The 15,565-nt window shown below is 56.3% G+C and carries 15 protein-coding genes; 8 read left to right on the top strand and 7 right to left on the bottom strand.

Annotated features, from left to right (window positions below):
- The first annotated feature begins 49 nt into the window (after positions 1-49).
- Together ftsP and MX657_RS18890 are read left to right on the top strand one after the other, a co-directional pair.
- Complete coding sequence (ftsP, locus tag MX657_RS18895; protein WP_080328206.1) at positions 50-1,462, top strand: cell division protein FtsP; 1,413 nt, start codon at positions 50-52, stop codon at positions 1,460-1,462.
- Positions 1,463-1,612: 150 nt separating this feature from the next.
- Positions 1,613-3,787: a YgiQ family radical SAM protein gene (locus tag MX657_RS18890; RefSeq protein ID WP_119916387.1), complete on the top strand. Its 2,175-nt coding sequence runs from the start codon at positions 1,613-1,615 to the stop codon at positions 3,785-3,787.
- Positions 3,788-3,872: 85 nt separating this feature from the next.
- Here MX657_RS18890 and dkgA read toward each other — a convergent pair whose 3' ends face one another.
- Positions 3,873-4,700: a 2,5-didehydrogluconate reductase DkgA gene (gene dkgA, locus MX657_RS18885; RefSeq protein WP_346806415.1), complete on the bottom strand. Its 828-nt coding sequence runs from the start codon at positions 4,698-4,700 to the stop codon at positions 3,873-3,875.
- Between the two features lie 105 nt (positions 4,701-4,805).
- Positions 4,806-5,969: an alcohol dehydrogenase gene (gene yqhD, locus MX657_RS18880; protein WP_346806413.1), complete on the bottom strand. Its 1,164-nt coding sequence runs from the start codon at positions 5,967-5,969 to the stop codon at positions 4,806-4,808.
- A 195-nt stretch (positions 5,970-6,164) separates the two neighbouring features.
- Between yqhD and MX657_RS18875 the strand changes: the two genes are divergently transcribed.
- Positions 6,165-7,064 (top strand): AraC family transcriptional regulator, encoded by a 900-nt coding sequence (locus tag MX657_RS18875; RefSeq protein ID WP_080328202.1) that lies wholly within the window; start codon positions 6,165-6,167, stop codon positions 7,062-7,064.
- Between the two features lie 45 nt (positions 7,065-7,109).
- On the opposite strand, the gene yghB is transcribed toward MX657_RS18875, so the two are convergent.
- Positions 7,110-7,769: a DedA family general envelope maintenance protein YghB gene (yghB, locus tag MX657_RS18870; protein WP_346806411.1), complete on the bottom strand. Its 660-nt coding sequence runs from the start codon at positions 7,767-7,769 to the stop codon at positions 7,110-7,112.
- Between the two features lie 142 nt (positions 7,770-7,911).
- Complete coding sequence (gene metC, locus MX657_RS18865; protein ID WP_080328200.1) at positions 7,912-9,099, bottom strand: cystathionine beta-lyase; 1,188 nt, start codon at positions 9,097-9,099, stop codon at positions 7,912-7,914.
- Between the two features lie 251 nt (positions 9,100-9,350).
- Between metC and exbB the strand changes: the two genes are divergently transcribed.
- From exbB to MX657_RS18850, 3 genes are all read left to right on the top strand, one after another.
- Entirely contained in the window at positions 9,351-10,082 is a 732-nt protein-coding gene (gene exbB / locus MX657_RS18860; protein ID WP_119916383.1) for a tol-pal system-associated acyl-CoA thioesterase, read from the top strand.
- Between the two features lie 4 nt (positions 10,083-10,086).
- Positions 10,087-10,512, top strand: a complete 426-nt coding sequence (gene exbD / locus MX657_RS18855; RefSeq protein WP_014885232.1) for a TonB system transport protein ExbD — start codon at positions 10,087-10,089, stop codon at positions 10,510-10,512.
- Positions 10,513-10,786: 274 nt separating this feature from the next.
- Positions 10,787-12,238 (top strand): methyl-accepting chemotaxis protein, encoded by a 1,452-nt coding sequence (locus tag MX657_RS18850; protein WP_119916382.1) that lies wholly within the window; start codon positions 10,787-10,789, stop codon positions 12,236-12,238.
- Here MX657_RS18850 and MX657_RS18845 read toward each other — a convergent pair.
- Both MX657_RS18845 and MX657_RS18840 read right to left on the bottom strand, forming a co-directional pair.
- A complete protein-coding gene (locus tag MX657_RS18845) occupies positions 12,235-12,681 on the bottom strand; it encodes a cytoplasmic protein (RefSeq protein ID WP_080328197.1) in 447 nt (148 codons plus the stop codon). The two genes, MX657_RS18850 and MX657_RS18845, sit on opposite strands and share 4 nt — an antisense overlap.
- A gap of 1 nt (position 12,682) precedes the next feature.
- Entirely contained in the window at positions 12,683-13,087 is a 405-nt protein-coding gene (locus tag MX657_RS18840; protein ID WP_080328196.1) for a hypothetical protein, read from the bottom strand.
- Between the two features lie 103 nt (positions 13,088-13,190).
- On the opposite strand from MX657_RS18840, the gene MX657_RS18835 reads away from it, so the two are divergent.
- On the top strand, positions 13,191-13,694 hold the full coding sequence (locus tag MX657_RS18835; protein WP_119916381.1) for an ESA_00282 family adhesion-associated protein: 504 nt from the start codon (positions 13,191-13,193) through the stop codon (positions 13,692-13,694).
- An 81-nt stretch (positions 13,695-13,775) separates the two neighbouring features.
- Positions 13,776-14,264 (top strand): TIGR00645 family protein, encoded by a 489-nt coding sequence (locus tag MX657_RS18830; RefSeq protein WP_080328194.1) that lies wholly within the window; start codon positions 13,776-13,778, stop codon positions 14,262-14,264.
- 64 nt (positions 14,265-14,328) lie between these two features.
- On the opposite strand, the gene MX657_RS18825 is transcribed toward MX657_RS18830, so the two are convergent.
- Entirely contained in the window at positions 14,329-15,369 is a 1,041-nt protein-coding gene (locus MX657_RS18825) for an aldo/keto reductase (protein WP_265194879.1), read from the bottom strand.
- Positions 15,370-15,565 lie beyond the last annotated feature (196 nt).

Here is a 15,565-nt window from a genome sequence, read left to right as displayed (position 1 = left end):
AAAGGGAAAACGAATTCCCGCGTTGTTAGTCGTTTCAGATGGAGCTTATATGTCACTCAGTCGGCGTCAGTTTATTCAGGCTTCGGGGATTGCCCTTTGTGCGGGTGCGATGCCGCTGACAGCCAGCGCCGCCGGGCAGCAACAGCCGCTGCCCATTCCGCCGTTGATCGAATCCCGTCGCGGGCAGCCGCTTTTCCTCACGCTTCAGCGCAGCCACTGGTCATTTACCCAGGGCACGCGCGCGCCGGTGTGGGGCATCAACGGGCGCTACCTCGGGCCGACCATCCGCGTGTGGAACGGCGATGACGTTAAGCTCATTTACAGCAACCGTACGGCTGAAAATGTCGCCATGACCATCAGCGGCTTACAGGTTCCTGGCCCGCTGATTGGCGGCGCGGCGCGAATGATGTCCCCCAATGCTGACTGGGCGCCCGTCCTGCCGATCCGCCAGAGCGCGGCAACCCTGTGGTATCACGCCAACACCCCTAACCGTACGGCGCAGCAGGTCTATAACGGTCTGGCCGGCATGTGGCTGGTGGAAGATGAGATCAGTAAATCGCTGCCGATCCCGAACCACTACGGTGTGGATGATTTCCCGGTCATTATTCAGGACAAACGTCTGGATAACTTCGGCACGCCGGAGTACAGCGAGCCGGGCAGCGGTGGCTTCGTCGGCGATACCCTGCTGGTTAACGGCGCGCAAAGTCCGTACGTGGAAGTGTCCCGTGGCTGGGTGCGCCTGCGCCTGCTCAACGCCTCTAACTCGCGTCGCTATCAGCTGCAGATGAGCGATGGCCGTCCGCTGCACGTGATCTCCGGCGACCAGGGCTTTTTACCCGCGCCGGTCTCCGTGAAACAGCTGGCGCTGGCACCGGGAGAGCGCCGTGAAATTCTGGTGGATATGACCAACGGGGATGAAGTCTCCGTCACCTGTGGTGAAGCCGCGAGCATCGTTGACCGTATTCGCGGGTTCTTTGAGCCGTCGAGCATTCTGGTCTCCACGCTGGTGTTAACCCTGCGTCCAACCGGCCTGCTGCCGCTGGTCACCGACAGCCTGCCGATGCGCCTGCTGCCGCAGGAGATCATGAGCGGTTCGCCGGTGCGCAGCCGTGATATCAGCCTGGGCGACGATCCGGGCATCAACGGCGCCCTGTGGGATGTGAACCGCATTGATATTACCGCTCAGCAAGGAACCTGGGAGCGCTGGACGGTGCGTTCAGATATGCCGCAGTCGTTCCATATTGAAGGGGTGTCATTCCTAATCCGCAACGTTAACGGCGCGATGCCGTTCCCGGAAGACCGCGGCTGGAAAGATACCGTCTGGGTGGACGGCCAGGTTGAACTGCTCGTCTACTACGGTCAGCCTTCGTGGCCGCACTTCCCGTTCCTGTTCCACAGCCAGACGCTGGAGATGATGGACAGGGGCTCTGTGGGGCAGATGCTGGTGAATCCGGCACCGTAAAACGAGTCGGGTGGCGGCTTCGCCTTACCCGACCTACAGGCCGTAGGCCCGGTTAGCGTAGCGCCACCGGGCAATAAATACCCCTTCATTTCCCACATTGATCCAGCGTATAATCCCGCTCCTTTTGTCTATTTTTTCTTCGGAAGCACTATGAGCGCAATTTCCCTGATCCAGCCGGATCGTGACCTCTTCTCCTGGCCCCAGTACTGGGCGGCCTGCTTTGGACCGGCGCCGTTCCTGCCGATGTCCCGGGAAGAGATGGACCAACTGGGCTGGGACAGCTGCGATATCATTCTGGTCACGGGCGATGCCTACGTTGACCACCCGAGCTTCGGCATGGCCATCTGTGGCCGCATGCTCGAAGCGCAGGGCTTCCGCGTGGGGATCATCTCCCAGCCCGACTGGAACAGCAAAGACGATTTTATGCGTCTGGGGAAACCCAACCTGTTCTTTGGCGTGACCGCCGGTAACATGGACTCGATGATCAACCGCTATACCGCCGACCGTAAGCTGCGCCATGACGACGCCTATACCCCGGATAACGTGGCGGGCAAACGCCCTGACCGCGCAACGCTGGTCTATACCCAGCGCTGTAAAGAAGCCTGGAAAGACGTGCCGGTGATCCTGGGCGGAATCGAGGCAAGCCTGCGCCGCACCGCGCACTACGACTACTGGTCAGATACCGTGCGCCGCTCGGTGCTGGTGGACTCCAAGGCTGACATGCTTATTTACGGTAACGGCGAGCGTCCGCTGGTGGAAGTGGCGCACCGTCTGTCGCAGGGCGAGCCGGTGAGCAGCATCCGCGACGTGCGCAACACCGCGATCATGGTGAAAGAGGCGCTGCCGGGCTGGCGCGGGGTGGATTCCCGCATCATCGATATGCCGGGCAAAATCGACCCGATCCCGCACCCGTACGGTGAAGATCTGCCGTGTGCCGATAACAAACCGGTAGAGCCAAAGAAAGCGGAAGCGAAGGCTATCGTTGTGCAGCCGCCGCGCCCGAAGCCGTGGGAAAAGACCTATGTGCTGCTCCCGTCCTACGAGAAGGTGAAAGCCGATAAAGTGCTCTACGCGCATGCGTCCCGTATTCTGCACCATGAAACCAACCCGGGCTGCGCCCGCGCGTTGATGCAGAAGCACGGCGAGCGCTTCATCTGGATCAACCCGCCAGCCATTCCGCTTTCCACCGAAGAGATGGACAGCGTCTTTGCGCTGCCGTACAAGCGTGTGCCGCACCCGGCATACGGCAACGCCCGTATCCCGGCGTATGAGATGATCCGCTTCTCGATCAACATTATGCGCGGCTGCTTCGGCGGGTGTTCGTTCTGCTCTATTACCGAGCATGAAGGGCGTATTATCCAGAGCCGCTCTGAAGATTCGATCATCAACGAGATCGAAGCCATTCGCGACTCGGTGCCGGGCTTTACCGGCGTGATCTCCGATCTTGGTGGCCCAACCGCGAACATGTATATGCTGCGCTGCAAGTCGCCGCGCGCGGAGCAGACCTGCCGCCGTCTCTCCTGCGTCTACCCGAGCATTTGCGAGCACATGGACACTAACCACGAGCCGACGATCAACCTCTACCGCCGCGCGCGCGACCTGAAGGGGATCAAGAAGATCCTGATTGCCTCCGGGGTGCGTTACGACATCGCCGTGGAAGATCCGCGCTACATCAAAGAGCTGGCGACGCACCACGTCGGCGGCTACCTGAAGATTGCGCCGGAGCACACCGAAGAAGGCCCGCTGTCGAAGATGATGAAGCCGGGCATGGGCAGCTATGACCGCTTTAAAGAGCTGTTCGACACCTATTCGAAGCAGGCGGGTAAAGAGCAGTATCTGATCCCGTACTTTATCTCTGCGCACCCGGGCACGCGTGACGAGGACATGGTGAACCTGGCGCTGTGGCTGAAGCAGCGTCGCTTCCGTCTGGATCAGGTGCAGAACTTCTATCCGTCACCGCTCGCCAACTCGACGACCATGTATTACACCGGCAAGAACCCGCTGAGTAAGATTGGCTATAAGAGTGAAGAGGTGGTGGTGCCGAAAGGGGATAAACAGCGTCGTCTGCATAAGGCGCTGCTGCGTTATCATGATCCGAAAAACTGGCCGCTGATCCGCCAGGCGCTGGAAGAGATGGGTAAAAAACACCTGATCGGCTCGCGCCGCGACTGCCTGGTTCCGGCCCCGACGCTGGATGAGATGCGCGAAGCGCGTCGCCAGAACCGCAATACGCGCCCGGCGCTGACCAAGCACACGCCGATTGTGCATCAGCGTTCGAATGGTGGGACAGCGCCGAAGAAGAGTGTAAAACGTAAGATCGGTTAAACCGATTGCCCGGTGGCGCGTCGCTTACCGGGCCTACGCTCTGACTGGTAGGCCGGGTAAGGCGAAGCCGCCACCCGGCTTTTTACTAACCGCCAAACTGGTCCGGATCCGGCCCTAAACGCTTGCCCTTATCCAGCTTCGCAATTTCACCCAGCTCGTCTTTGTCCAGACGGAAATCCCAGACGTCGAAGTTCTCGGCGATGCGCGACGGCGTGACCGATTTCGGGATCACCACCAGGCCATTGTCCAGATGCCAGCGAATGACGATCTGCGCCGGGGTTTTGCCGTATTTATCCGCCAGGTCGCGGATGATTTTCTGATCGAACACGCCTTCACCGCCCTGCGCCAGCGGGCTCCAGGACTCGGTCTGGATCTTGTGGGTGGCGTTCCAGGCGTGAAGCTGGCGCTGCTGCATCAGCGGGTGCAGCTCGATCTGGTTAATCACCGGTGCGACGCCCGTTTCGTCAATCAGACGCTGCAGGTGATGCACCTGGAAGTTACAGACGCCGATGCTTTTCACCAGCCCCTCTTTCTGCAGGTCAATCATCCCTTTCCAGGCGTCAACATAGTGATCGACAGCCGGAACCGGCCAGTGCATCAGGTACAGATCGACGAAATCGAGCTGGAGTTTCTCCAGGCTCTCCTGCAACGCTTCGCGGGGGCGCTTTTGATCGTCGTTCCACAGTTTAGTGGTGATGAACAGTTCATCGCGGGGGACGCCGGCGCTGGCCAGTGCGGTCCCCACGCCGTCCTCGTTTTTGTACGCGGCGGCGGTATCAATCGACCGATAGCCGACTTCCAGGGCTTTATGAATGGCGGAGACGACCTCGTCGTTACCGGCTTTCCATACACCTAGCCCCAGTTGGGGCATCACGTTGCCGTCCTGCAGCTTGATTACGGTTTGGTTTGCCATTTTTCCTCCTTCAGGTGCGCATCGCCGGAGGGGGACTCCGGCGATGGGGTGTGCATTAAGTCTGGACGAAATGTCAAAAAACGAAAGTCGGGAGGGCAAAAACGCTTAGCGTGCCGCTTCGTAGATACGACGGCTCACGTCCAGCGTAATGTCCCCGTGCTCGCCCAGCTGGGTCATGCCGTGCGCTTCGAGTTTCGCCAGCAGGGCAGGGATGGAACTGCCGTCCAGGCCGTAGCCGGACAGACGCGTTGGTACGCCCAGGCTCTCAAAGAAGTTACGGGTCGCTTCGATGGCGGCATCAATACGCGCGTCGTCAGAACCCTCGGTGATGTTCCACACGCGCTCGGCGTACTGCAGCAATTTGGCGCGCTTTGCATCACGTTTTTCGTTCCACAGCGCAGGCAGAACAACGGCCAGCGTCTGAGCGTGATCGAGGCCGTGCATCGCCGTCAGCTCGTGGCCGAGCATATGGGTCGCCCAGTCCTGCGGCACGCCAGCGCCGATCAGACCGTTCAGCGCCTGCGTCGCGGCCCACATGACGTTCGCGCGAACGTCGTAGTTTTCCGGCTCTTTCAGCGCTTTCGGACCTTCCTCAATCAGCGTCAGCAGAATGCCTTCCGCGAAGCGATCCTGAATTTTGGCATCGACCGGATACGTTACGTACTGCTCAACGGTATGAACAAAGGCATCGACCACGCCGTTCGCCACCTGACGTGCGGGCAGGGTGTAGGTGTAAACCGGGTCCAGGATCGCGAACACAGGCTGAACGTGTTCGTTCATGAAGGCCTGCTTATCGCCGGTGGTTTTACGGGAGATCACCGCGCCCTTGTTGGATTCAGAGCCGGTGGCCGGCAGGGTCAGCACGGAGCCCATCGGGATTGCGCTTTTAATGTCGCTGCCGCGGGTTTCCAGAATGTGCCACGGGTCAACGCCGTCAGCGTAGTGCGCTGCCGCCGCGATGAACTTGGTGCCGTCCAGTACGGAGCCGCCGCCGACGGCCAGCAGGAAGGTAATGTTCTCTTCTCGGGCGATTTTCACCGCGTTCATCAGCGTTTCATAAGAGGGGTTTGGCTCGATGCCGCCGAACTCACGCACGTCCAGACCGTCCAGGGCGCTGTAAACCTGATCCAGCACGCCGGTTTTTTTCACGCTGCCGCCGCCGTAGGTGATCAGCACGCGGGCGTCCGCAGGGATCTGCGCGCGCAGGTCGGCGATGGCGTCTTTACCAAACAGAATGCGGGTTGGGGTGTGAAGATTAAAGTTGTTCATTGCTCGTTCCCTTTAGTGGGTGAAAAACCGTGGTGGCGCGGGTGGCTACCTGATGCTGCTCATTGTGGCCGCCCGGCGCTATCCTCTCAATGCACATTCCTGCCGATGTCTTGCCCATTTCTACAGAGCGCTGGAGAAACTTCGAAAAAATGCGCAGACTGTGAGGGTCGGAAACCGTACCCGGAGTAACGCTAAATGAACCGCGAAGCAATATGCCTTCAGCTCACGACGCAGATTAAGAGACTGATAGATAAAGAAAATGGCGTCAGCAATCTGCTGCCAGACATTCGCCTGCTCTACGGCACGCAGCCCGGGACGCGTACGCCGGTTATGTACCAGCCGGGCATCGTTTTTCTCTTTTCGGGCCATAAAATTGGCTATATCAACGAGCGCGTGTTTCGCTACGACACCAATGAATACCTGCTCCTGACAGTACCTTTACCCTTCGAATGTGAAACCTTCGCGACAGAGACGGTTCCGCTGGCCGGTATTCGCGTCAACGTCGATATTCTTCAGTTGCAGGAGCTGCTAATGGAGATTGGCGAAGACGAGCTTTTCCAGCCGTCGATGGCCTCAAGCGGGATTAACTCGGCAACGCTGTCGGAAGAGATCCTCTGCGCGATAGAGCGCCTGCTGGATGTGATGGAGAGGCCGCTGGACGCGCGTATTCTCGGCAAGCAGATTATCCGCGAAATTCTTTACCACGTGCTGCTGGGGCCGGGAGGCGGGGCGTTACTCGCGCTGGTGAGCCGACAGACCCACTTCAGCCTGATAAGCCGCGTGCTTAAGCGTATCGAAAGTCAGTACACGGAAAACCTCAGCGTCGACCAGCTGGCGGCGGAAGCGAACATGAGCGTCTCGGCGTTTCACCATAACTTTAAATCGGTGACCAGCACCTCGCCGTTGCAGTACCTCAAAACCTACCGGCTGCATAAGGCGCGGATGCTGATGATCCACGACGGCATGAAGGCCAGCGCGGCGGCAATGCGGGTGGGGTACGAAAGTGCCTCGCAGTTCAGTCGGGAGTTTAAGCGCTATTTCGGCGTTACGCCGGGAGAAGATGCGTCGCGCATCCGAACGATGCAGGGAGCTTAGGCTTTTTCCCCTCTCCCATGTGGGGAGAGGGTCAGGGGGAGGGGGTCAGGCGCTGCAGTATTTTTTCTTAATCATCACCGCAATCGTCCCCACCAGCCCTGCGACCAGCAGGAATATCGGCAGCACCATCAGGAAGGTCATCACCTGATCTTCATGGTGCTTCACAAAGGGGATCATGTTCAGCGCGTAACCGAGGGTGGTTACCACGCCAACCCACAGCAGGGCGCTTAGCCAGTTGAAGAACTGGAAGCGGCGGTTGGAGAGGCCGGAAATGCCTGCCATGGTAGGCAGAAGGGTGCGAACGAACGCCAGGAAACGCCCGGCCAGCAGCGCCAGCAGGCCATGCCTGTCGAACATGCAGGTCGCGCGTTGATGATACTTATGCGGCAGCTGCGCCAGCCAGCCTTTCACGACGCGCGTGTTGCCCAGCCAGCGGCCCTGTAAATAGCTCAGCCAGCAGCCCAGGCTGGCGGCTGACGTGAGGATCACCATCGTCGGCGTGAAGTCCATCACCCCCTTGCCGATTAACGCGCCTGCGAGCAGAAGCAGGCTATCACCGGGGAGGAACGAGGCTGGCAGTAATCCATTTTCCAGAAACAGCGTCGCGAACATCACGAAGTAAACAATCCCCACGACGTGCGGATCCGCCAGCGCGGCAAAATCGTGTTGCCAGAGCGCCGCAATAATATCTTGAATAACAGCCATGGACTTTCCTGTGGAACAGCAGATATAACGCTATTGTACTCCTGAATTGGCCCGCTGGGGTTGATCGCGGACGCAACTCATGCAGACTTTTCTGCTTGCAGTGTTCACAAAAACGTCCAGGAGTACATTTTCAGCCTGCACTCTACACGATACGTTCAAACCCTGCTGACAAATCCGCAATTAAATCGTCCACACTTTCTAAACCGATATGCAATCTAATCAGCGTGCCGCTGAAATCGACCTCACCGCCGGGGCGCAGGGCCGCAATCTGCTCCGGCTGGTTAGGCAGGATCAGGGATTCAAAGCCGCCCCAGGAGTAGGCCATGCTGAAGAGGGTAAAGTTATCCAGATAGCTTGCCAGCTCGTCATTACTCAGCCGTTTATTCAGCACGAACGAGAACAGCCCGCTGCTGCCCGTAAAGTCACGTTGCCAGAATTCGTGGCCTTTGCTGCCCGGTAACGCGGGGTGATTCACGCGTTCAACCTGCGGATGCTGCGCCAGCCACTCAGCGATTTTCAGGCTACTTTCATGATGCTGACGCAGGCGAACTCCCAGCGTGCGGAGACCGCGGCTGGTCATGTAGGCCGTGTCTGCGTCGACCATCTGCCCCATCAGATAGGCGTTTTCACGCAGCTGGTCCCAGCAGCGCGCGTTGGAAACCGCGGTGCCAATCATGCCGTCCGAATGGCCGATCAGGTATTTGGTTGCCGCCTGAATCGAGATATCAATGTCGAATTCCAGCGCCTTAAACAGCACGCCTGCCGCCCAGGTGTTATCGATCATGATGATGGCTTCTGGCGCTTTGCTGCGCACGGCCTTCACGATAGCGGGCACGTCGTGCACTTCCATGGTGATGGAGCCGGGAGATTCCAGGAACACAATGCGCGTGTTTGGCTGAATAAGTTCGGCAATGCCTGCCCCAATCAGCGGGTCGAACCAGCCGGTGGTCACGCCGAGCTTGCTGAGGATTTTGGTGCAGAAATCCTGGCTTGGCTCGTAGGCGGTGTTGGTCATCAGGATATGGTCACCCTGTTCCACAAACGCCAGAATAGTGTTAGCCACCGCCGCCGCACCGCACGGGAACAGCGCGCAGCCCGCACCGCCCTCCAGCTCGCACATCGCTTCCTGGAGTGAAAAATGGGTTAGCGTGCCGCGACGGCCATAAAACAGCCCGCCTTTTGCGCGGTTACGCGTGGCGATTTTTTTATCCTCAACGGTGTCAAACACCAGCGAGGAGGCGCGTTGAATCACGCTGTTGACCGATCCCTGCGTGTATTTCTTGCTGCGTCCCGCCTGCACCAGCGTGGTATCAAGATGCTTTTTTGTCATGTTCGCTAACCCTGTTTTTATACGTCTGGACGTCCAGACTACCACGATTGTAAAAATCTGCACCCGCAGGCTTATCGAATAAGCAGAAAATATTAGCAAAAATGAGCATAAGAAATTTTTACTGCGTAAGCGCAAGGAAAGTGAGCGAAAATTGCGGCACTATGTAAATACTAATGAGAACTACTATCAATTCGACGACGTTTTGATATTATTACGCTCAGAATTTGTGATTTGCGTCCTGGAGATACAGAGTGGGTAATAATTTGATGCAGACGGATCTTTCCGTTTGGGGCATGTACCATCATGCTGACATCGTGGTTAAGATTGTGATGATCGGCCTGATTCTGGCGTCCGTTGTCACCTGGGCTATTTTCTTCAGCAAAAGCGCCGAGCTGCTTTCGCAGAAGCGTCGCCTTAAGCGGGAACAGCAGCAGCTGGCTGAAGCCCGCACTCTGGATCAGGCTTCTGATATGACCTCATCCTTCCACGCAAAAAGCCTGACCACCCTGTTAGTGAACGAAGCGCAGAACGAGCTGGAACTCTCCGCAGGCAGTGAAGATAACGAAGGCATTAAAGAGCGTACCGGCTTCCGCCTGGAGCGTCGCGTCGCTGCCGTTGGCCGACATATGGGGCGCGGTAATGGTTATCTGGCGACGATCGGTGCGATCTCGCCGTTTATCGGTCTTTTCGGTACCGTCTGGGGCATTATGAACAGCTTCATCGGCATCGCACAGACGCAGACCACCAACCTGGCGGTGGTTGCGCCGGGCATCGCAGAAGCGCTGCTGGCAACGGCGATCGGCCTGGTCGCGGCGATTCCGGCGGTGGTTATCTATAACATCTTCGCGCGTATGATTGGCAGCTACAAAGCGACCCTCGGCGACGTCGCCGCGCAGGTTCTGCTGCTGCAAAGCCGCGATCTTGACCTGAACGCCAGCGGCGCTAAGCCGGTGCACGCGGCGTCCAAACTGCGCGTAGGTTAAAGTTATGGCGATGCGTCTAAACGAAAATCTGGACGATAACGGCGAAATGCATGAAATCAACGTGACGCCGTTTATCGACGTCATGCTGGTTCTGCTGATTATCTTTATGGTGGCAGCACCTCTGGCGACGGTGGACGTGAAGGTAAACCTGCCTGCCTCCTCCAGCCAGCCGCAGCCGCGCCCGGAAAAGCCTATCTATCTGTCGGTAAAAGCGGATAAATCGATGTTCCTGGGCAACGACCCGGTTACGGATGCTTCCGTTATTCCGGCGCTGGACCAGCTTACTGGCGGCAAGAAAGACACCACCGTCTTCTTCCGGGCGGACAAAACCGTAGACTATGAAACCATGATGAAGGTAATGGACACGCTGCATCAGGCGGGTTATCTGAAGATTGGTCTGGTCGGCGAAGAGAAAGCGGCCAAAAAATAGAAAAGAAGCTGGCGAAAGCCGGCTTTTTTGTTTGTTGCTACGCTAAATTTTTATTATTTTCTGCTGTATATCCTCACCCTTCATATTTCTTAATCAATAAAGCCACGATTAATAATCTGTTGATAGTTAAGTAAATATCAATATTCTCCTGCACCATAAAAATATATCTTTTGCTGAAATGACGTCGTGGAATATACCCACTACGCTTATAACAGATAATAAAAACATACCTTCTTTGAAGGGTTTAATTCACCTGCACAGCAAGAGACTCCCTATGGCTATCACGACAGGGCTGCGTCCTCACGCGCCAGCACGCGATCTTATCTCCTTAACGGCAATCCGTCGGCGTGCCGACCGTTTAATTCTGGTTCTGGTCTGGGCGCTATGGGCCGTATCGCTCGGGGTGGGCTATATGAATGACAATCTGGTTCAGGGGGCGACGGCCGGGACTCTGCTGGCGCTCTTTTCCACGGTGATGACGCTATGCTTCCCGGGCGCTCTGCTGCTGCATCTGAGTTCTGCGTTTGTGCTGATGGCCTTTTCCGCGCTGCTGATCCATCTGGGGGAGGGGGAGACCGAATACCATTTCTCTGTTTTCGTCCTGCTCTCCGCATTGCTGGCCTGGCGGGACTGGCGGCCCCTGGTGATGGGGGCTGCGGTCATCGCATTACACCATTTGATATTTAACTATCTGCAGGAAAACGATCTCTATGGTGTCGTGGTTTTCACCCACACGGGCTTTCATATGGTGGTGTTCCACGGGCTGTTTGTGGTGGCTCAGACCGCTATCCTGGTTCTGCTGGCGGTGAGAATGGAGCAGGATGCCCGCTCGGCGAGCGAGGTGGCAAGCCTTGCGGGCGTGATCAACCGCGAACCGGGATATCTGACGCTCGCCGTCGATGCGATGCCCGCCGAGTCCCCTTTTGCGCGCACGTTTAGCCTGACGCTTGGCACCATGCGGTCCACGCTTGAACAGGTCAGCGCTAACATTGGGCAATTGCTGGAGGCGTCGCGTGCGCTGGGTCAGCGCAATAACGCGCTGTCGGAACGCACCGAACATCAGGCAAGTTCGCTGGCAACGGCAGCCAGCGCTATGGAACAGCTCAGAGCGGTTGCCACCCTGACCAGCGAAAAGGCCAGCCTTGTAAGAGAGGTAGCCCTCAGCACCAGTCACGTGGCGGAGCAGGGCGGCAACAACGTACGTCAGGCGATCGCGGCGATGGAGCAGATCCGCGAGGAGTCGCAGCGCATCTACGCCATTCTGGAGTTGATTGACGGCATCGCGTTCCAGACGAATATTCTGTCGCTCAACGCCTCGGTCGAAGCTGCCAGAGCGGGTGAGCACGGCAAAGGGTTTGCGGTGGTGGCCTCTGAAGTGCGCATGCTGGCCCAGCGCAGTGAGGGGGCGGCAAAAGATATCCGCCAGCTTCTGACCGCATCGCAGGCGACCACGCAGCATGGCGTCGAGCAGGTGGAGCACGCCGGGTTAACGATGAGGTCGATCATTGAGAGCATCGAAGGGCTTCGCTCCCTGCTGGAAGAGCTTTCGCAGATGAGCGAACAACAGCGGGCGAGCATTGCGCAGATGAACGACAGTATTGCCAGCATTGATGCCAGCGTGCAGGAGAACGTGCGTCACGTAGCGCAAACGTTGCAGGTTGCGGAGCAGCAGCGTCAGCAGACGGGTCAGTTAAAAGAGGCGATTGCCGTATTCAGATTTAATTAGCTTTGCGGTGTTGAGGAGGCGCTGGCGTCAACTGCCAGCGCATCTTCATCGAGCGCAACGCAGGTGACGTTTGAAGTCCGGTACTTTCCCTCTGACAGTTTGCGCGTCAGCCGCAGGGTGGCGGTTTCTCTGGCAAGCAGATATTGGTAGTTGGCCTCAAGGCGTCCCAGTAGCTTCTCTTTCAGCTCGGGTCGTTGCTCAATGATGGTGTTCATCACGGCACCGTAAATCTCTTCTTTGACCTGCAGGGGATAAATCTCGCGGCGATTCTGCCATTTCAGACGCACCAGCGTGGCCGGGATCGATACCAGATCCTGGGTAATACGCGTCATCTCGTCATTTTTAGTGTTTCTTAAGGCTTCGAGATTTTGCTTTAAGATAAATTCATCACTTTTTTTATCATCTAAAGTCAAATAAACGTCGTTATCTTTAACTTCTTTCACGTTAATCTTCCCCCAGGGTATAAAAAATAGGGTTGTTTTTCTCGCGCGTAATTAGATTAAGCCAAATTTCATTGCCCGCTTCATTTATTTCTTTCGTTTTTTCGGCCATTATTTGACTGAGTTTCTGGGCATCTATTTCGCCTTCAGCCTGCAGGTCATTCAGCAGATGGACGAACGCTTCAATTTTGATAGCGCGAAATAAGCGATCTTTTATATGGCGATCGTGCTCTTCCAGCAGCATATTACGGGATTTGCCGGTGCTGGAGACGCCAATTAATATATCAGGTTCGAAATCAGAGAGTTTTCTTTTCCCCTGAGTGAAACTCGCCTTTTTTTCTGCTTCCGTCGGTTGCTGTTCCACAGGCGCAATGTGGTACTTGGCCGGGACGAGATAGTCGGGCAGCATTTTTAATTTCCTTTAATTTCAACAGGGTGGGGTTGGTAAAGGCGTGAGATTCGTTGACAATATCATGAGGCAATTTTAAAATCAAAAAAAATGGAGCCAACCCATGAACAGCATCTTTTTTACGGTCATCGTATTACTATTACTGACCGCTGGTGTGCTTTTATTGATGCAGGATTTCAATAAAACCAAAGCCTCGAAGGACACCGGTGAAGCCCCGCAGCCTGAGTTGATGACAAAAGAGGAAGGAGAGGACCATTTCTCCGTTTTGATGAACTCGGTAACACCCGTTTGGTACTGGCGGGTGAATCACGAATATATCGACTTCTTACATGCGACAATTAAGCGCATGAATATGTCGGAAATTAACGACACGCCCGGTCTGTTTGAGGCGCAGCGTCGGTGTAGCGACCTGAATTCAGCGGTTTATAAATATTACGACAATATCAAAAAGCGCTGTCTTAACGGTGAGAAAGTCTCCTGTGCCGACCTGGACGTATTAAATCTACGTCAATGTTTTCGCGAGTTCAGCCTGGAAGCCTACCCGGAACTGGTGGCGCTGGTCTGGCCGCAGTACGCGCGTCCGGAGGTTAACCCGGACAACGTCTGAGCAATACACTGGTTAGTTCTTGCAAACAGTCAGCGCCGTTGAGATATACTGGGCGCTGGTTTCTTTTGCAAACAGGACTTTATGGAACGCTTCTTCGAAAACGCCATGTACGCCTCTCGCTGGATACTGGCCCCCGTCTATTTTGGCCTTTCGCTGGCGCTGATCGCGCTGACGATTAAGTTCTTCCAGGAAATCTTCCATGTTCTGCCGAACATTTTTTCCGTCGCCGAAGCGGACCTGATTCTGGTTCTGCTGTCGCTGGTGGATATGACGCTGGTGGGTGGTTTGCTGGTGATGGTGATGTTTTCCGGCTATGAGAATTTTGTCTCCCAGCTTGATATCGACGAGCGCAAGGAGAAGCTCAACTGGCTGGGCAAAATGGACGCCTCCTCGCTGAAGAATAAAGTGGCCGCCTCGATTGTGGCAATCTCCTCTATCCACCTGTTACGTGTGTTTATGGATGCGAAAAACGTCCCGGATAACAAGCTGATGTGGTACGTGATCATCCACCTGACGTTTGTGCTGTCGGCGTTTGTGATGGGGTATCTGGATAAGATCAGTAAGAAATAAGGTACACATTTCTCCCTCACCCTGCCCTCTCCCCTCTGGCGAGAGGGCAGGGTGAGGGGAAAAGCTATTTATCCGACGAGGCCTGCCACAAATTCAGCTCACCATCCGCCACGTGCTGGTCAATCCGCGTGAGCTCTTCCTCAGTAAAGAGCAGGTTATCCAGCGCCCGAACGTTCTCAGCAAGCTGTTCAGGGCGGCTTGCGCCAATCAGCACTGACGTCACGCGCGTATCTTTCAGCAACCAGCTCAACGCCATTTGCGCCATGGTCTGCCCGCGCGCCTGTGCCATCTCGTTCAGCAGGCGAAGGCTGCTCAGGTTGGCGTCGGTCAGCATTTTCTGCGTCAGACCGCGCACTTTATTGCCTTCACGCTCCATGCGTGAACCTTCCGGAATACCGTTCAGGTATTTTCCGGTCAGCAGACCCTGCGCGAGCGGGGTAAAGGCGATGCAGCCCGTGCCGTTAGCTTCCAGCGCATCCAGCAAGCCGGTCTTATCGACCCAGCGGTTAAGCAGGTTATAGGATGGCTGGTGGATCAGCAGCGGGATCTTCCACTCGTGCAGCAGCGCGGCCATTTTTTGTGTGCGCTCGGTAGAGTAGGAGGAAATGCCCACGTACAGCGCTTTCCCGCTCTGAACCGCATGGGCCAGCGCGGAGGCCGTCTCTTCCATTGGCGTATTTTCGTCCACGCGGTGGGAGTAGAAGATATCAACATATTCCAGACCCATGCGCTTCAGGCTCTGATCGAGACTGGCGAGCAGATATTTACGTGAACCACCGGACCCATAAGGTCCGGGCCACATGTCGTAACCGGCTTTGGTGGAGATAATCAGCTCGTCGCGATACCCGGCGAAGTCTTCACGCAGCAGGCGGCCAAAATTCTCTTCCGCGCTACCCGCTGGCGGGCCGTAGTTGTTAGCAAGATCGAAATGGGTAATGCCGAGGTCGAAGGCTTTACGCAGCAGCGCGCGCTGGGAATCAAGGGGCTGAACGTGGCCGAAGCTGTGCCACAGGCCCAGCGACAGCGCGGGCAGGCGCAGGCCGCTCTTTCCACAGTAGCGGTACTGCATATTCTCGTAGCGGGTAGCGTCAGGGTACCAGGACATGATGTCTCCTTTCTTATTTAATGAATTTTCGAAACAACGTTTTTATTCTGCGTTTATCAAATCATAAATTGTACGGAGAAGCGATGACACGGCCTGTTCTCATCATGCTGAAACGTGACGATTAACCATGACTGTGTGACCTGTGAAGCCACGCTAATCAAAAATAATCACAAAAGGTTATAATTTCCGCGCTGTC

This window comes from Enterobacter chuandaensis, from assembly GCF_039718975.1.
Taxonomy (GTDB): Bacteria; Pseudomonadota; Gammaproteobacteria; order Enterobacterales; family Enterobacteriaceae; genus Enterobacter; species Enterobacter chuandaensis.
The sequence above is the reverse complement of the archived record's forward strand: the minus strand, read 5'-3'. Positions and strand labels throughout refer to the sequence as shown.

Bases quoted from the DNA above. Each gene is read 5' to 3' on its own strand.
- ftsP (WP_080328206.1), top strand. From the start codon at position 50: ATGTCACTCAGTCGGCGTCAGTTTATTCAGGCTTCGGGGATTGCCCTT.
- MX657_RS18890 (WP_119916387.1), top strand. From the start codon at position 1,613: ATGAGCGCAATTTCCCTGATCCAGCCGGATCGTGACCTCTTCTCCTGG.
- dkgA (WP_346806415.1), bottom strand. From the start codon at position 4,700: ATGGCAAACCAAACCGTAATCAAGCTGCAGGACGGCAACGTGATGCCC.
- yqhD (WP_346806413.1), bottom strand. From the start codon at position 5,969: ATGAACAACTTTAATCTTCACACCCCAACCCGCATTCTGTTTGGTAAA.
- MX657_RS18875 (WP_080328202.1), top strand. From the start codon at position 6,165: ATGAACCGCGAAGCAATATGCCTTCAGCTCACGACGCAGATTAAGAGA.
- yghB (WP_346806411.1), bottom strand. From the start codon at position 7,769: ATGGCTGTTATTCAAGATATTATTGCGGCGCTCTGGCAACACGATTTT.
- metC (WP_080328200.1), bottom strand. From the start codon at position 9,099: ATGACAAAAAAGCATCTTGATACCACGCTGGTGCAGGCGGGACGCAGC.
- exbD (WP_014885232.1), top strand. From the start codon at position 10,087: ATGGCGATGCGTCTAAACGAAAATCTGGACGATAACGGCGAAATGCAT.
- MX657_RS18850 (WP_119916382.1), top strand. From the start codon at position 10,787: ATGGCTATCACGACAGGGCTGCGTCCTCACGCGCCAGCACGCGATCTT.
- MX657_RS18840 (WP_080328196.1), bottom strand. From the start codon at position 13,087: ATGCTGCCCGACTATCTCGTCCCGGCCAAGTACCACATTGCGCCTGTG.
- MX657_RS18835 (WP_119916381.1), top strand. From the start codon at position 13,191: ATGAACAGCATCTTTTTTACGGTCATCGTATTACTATTACTGACCGCT.
- MX657_RS18830 (WP_080328194.1), top strand. From the start codon at position 13,776: ATGGAACGCTTCTTCGAAAACGCCATGTACGCCTCTCGCTGGATACTG.
- MX657_RS18825 (WP_265194879.1), bottom strand. From the start codon at position 15,369: ATGTCCTGGTACCCTGACGCTACCCGCTACGAGAATATGCAGTACCGC.